This window comes from Pseudomonas sp. K5002 (genome assembly GCF_013386655.1).
Classification (GTDB): Bacteria; Pseudomonadota; Gammaproteobacteria; order Pseudomonadales; family Pseudomonadaceae; genus Aquipseudomonas.
This window is the reverse complement of record NZ_JACARK010000906.1, coordinates 1-2,350: the sequence shown is the minus strand read 5'-3', so window position 1 is coordinate 2,350 and position 2,350 is coordinate 1. Positions and strand designations below refer to the sequence as shown.

The following is a 2,350-nucleotide window of genomic DNA, read 5'->3' as shown; positions in this document are numbered from 1 at the left end:
GGGCTTGCTCGCGAATACGGAGTGTCAGTCACCGTTACAGGTGCTGATCCACCGCTTTCGCGAGCAAGCCCGCTCCCACATTGGTTTTGCAGTGTCGGCGAAACCGTGACCGAACTGACAACTCTGGCATAACACTTGCTCTTGCCTTTCCCCAGAACTATGAATCCCAGAATAGTGACGGATTATTGGCATGGCGAAGAGCGACGACGCAGCAAAAGCACCCGCAGGCAAGGGCAAGCTCAAGCTTATCCTGCTGATTGTCCTGGCCTTGTTCCTGGCGATCGGCCTGTCCGTGGGGGCTACCTGGTACTTTATGCACAGTGCCCAGAGCAAACCGGCCGCCACGGCCGAGGTCAACCCCAACGTCAAGCAACCGGCAATCTTCGAGCCGATGCTGCCGGCGTTTGTCGCCAACTTCAATCAGAACGGCCGTCAACGCTACCTGCAGGTGAGCATTACCCTGCTGGCGCGTAACCAGGCAGACCTGGATGCCCTCAAGGTGCACATGCCAGTGATCCGCAACAACCTGGTGATGCTGTTTTCCGCCCAACCCTTCGACACCCTCGCCACCCCGGTGGGCCAGGAAATGCTGCGCCAGAAGGTCACTGCCAGCGTGCAGGAAGTGGCCCAGAAGGAAGTCGGCAAACCGGTGATCGAGCAGGTGCTCTTCACTAATTTCGTATTGCAGTAGGATCACGACATGGCCGTGCAGGACCTGCTGTCCCAGGATGAAATCGATGCGCTGCTCCATGGCGTCGACGATGGTCTGGTACAGACCGAAATGGCTGCCGAGCCCGGCAGCGTCAAAAGCTACGACCTGACCAGCCAGGATCGCATCGTCCGTGGACGCATGCCGACCCTGGAAATGATCAACGAGCGTTTTGCCCGTTACACCCGTATCAGCATGTTCAACATGCTGCGCCGCTCGGCGGACGTGGCAGTGGGCGGCGTGCAGGTGATGAAGTTCGGTGAGTACGTGCACTCGCTGTACGTGCCCACCAGCCTCAACCTGGTGAAGATCAAGCCGCTGCGCGGCACCGCGCTGTTCATCCTCGACGCCAAGCTGGTGTTCAAGCTGGTGGACAACTTCTTCGGCGGCGATGGCCGTCACGCCAAGATCGAAGGCCGTGAATTCACCCCGACCGAGTTGCGGGTGGTGCGCATGGTGCTGGAGCAGGCCTTCATCGACTTGAAGGAAGCCTGGCAGGCGATCATGGAAGTCAATTTCGAGTACATCAACTCGGAAGTGAACCCGGCCATGGCCAACATCGTCGGCCCCAGCGAAGCCATTGTGGTCTCCACCTTCCACATCGAACTCGATGGCGGCGGCGGCGACCTGCACGTGACCATGCCGTACTCGATGATCGAGCCGGTGCGCGAAATGCTCGATGCCGGTTTCCAGTCCGACCTCGACGACCAGGACGAACGCTGGGTGAAAGCCCTGCGCGAAGACCTGCTGGACGTCGACGTACCCCTGAGCGCCACCGTGGCCCGTCGCCAGCTGCGTTTGCGGGATATTTTGCACATGCAGCCGGGGGATGTGATTCCCGTCGACCTGCCGGAAGAACTGATCATGCGCGCCAACGGCGTGCCGTCGTTCAAGGTCAAGCTCGGTTCTCACAAAGGCAACCTGGCGTTGCAAGTGATCGAACCGATCAACCGTCGCTGATCCACCTTAATTTCTGCTCCGCCGAGGACATGTAATGGCTACCGAACACGAAAACACTTCCGCCGAAGACCAGGCCCTGGCTGACGAGTGGGCGGCTGCCCTGGAAGAAACCGGCGATGTCGGCCAGGACGATATCGATGCACTGCTGGCGGCCGATGCGGCCACTGCACCGGTTGGCAACCGCCTTCCCATGGAAGAGTTCGGCAGCGTGCCGAAGAACAATGACCCGGTGACCCTCGACGGTCCGAACCTGGACGTGATCCTCGACATTCCGGTGTCGATCTCCATGGAAGTCGGCAGCACCGAAATCAACATCCGCAACCTGCTGCAGCTCAACCAGGGGTCGGTGATCGAGCTGGACCGCCTGGCCGGCGAGCCGCTGGACGTGCTGGTCAACGGCACGCTGATCGCTCATGGCGAAGTGGTGGTGGTCAACGAGAAGTTCGGCATCCGCCTGACCGACGTGATCAGCCCGAGCGAACGCATCAAGAAGTTGCGTTGATATGAAGCGCTCATTGGTAGGACTGTTATCGACGCTGCCCTTGAGCGTAATGGCAGCAGAACCGGTTGCCCAGGCGGCTGCGCCGGCACTCGGCAGCGGTGTGGGCGGGCAACTCACCCAGTTGGTGCTGGGGTTGTTGCTGGTGGTGGGGCTGATCTTCGTGCTCGCCTGGGTGTTGC

3 protein-coding genes and 1 pseudogene are annotated in these 2,350 nt (G+C 60.4%); all 4 read left to right on the top strand.

Annotated features, from left to right (window positions below):
* The first annotated feature begins 190 nt into the window (after nt 1-190).
* Nucleotides 191-691 (top strand): flagellar basal body-associated protein FliL, encoded by a 501-nt coding sequence (gene fliL / locus HX846_RS30800; protein WP_177019591.1) that lies wholly within the window; start codon nt 191-193, stop codon nt 689-691.
* 9 nt (nt 692-700) lie between these two features.
* Nucleotides 701-1,669: a flagellar motor switch protein FliM gene (gene fliM / locus HX846_RS30795; protein WP_003214559.1), complete on the top strand. Its 969-nt coding sequence runs from the start codon at nt 701-703 to the stop codon at nt 1,667-1,669.
* A 34-nt stretch (nt 1,670-1,703) separates the two neighbouring features.
* Nucleotides 1,704-2,171 carry a flagellar motor switch protein FliN gene (fliN, locus tag HX846_RS30790; RefSeq protein ID WP_003214557.1) on the top strand — a complete coding sequence of 156 codons (468 nt, stop codon included), beginning with the start codon at nt 1,704-1,706 and terminating at the stop codon, nt 2,169-2,171.
* Nucleotide 2,172: 1 nt separating this feature from the next.
* Nucleotides 2,173-2,350 (top strand): annotated as a pseudogene (locus tag HX846_RS39840) (flagellar assembly protein FliO); the annotation flags it as partial.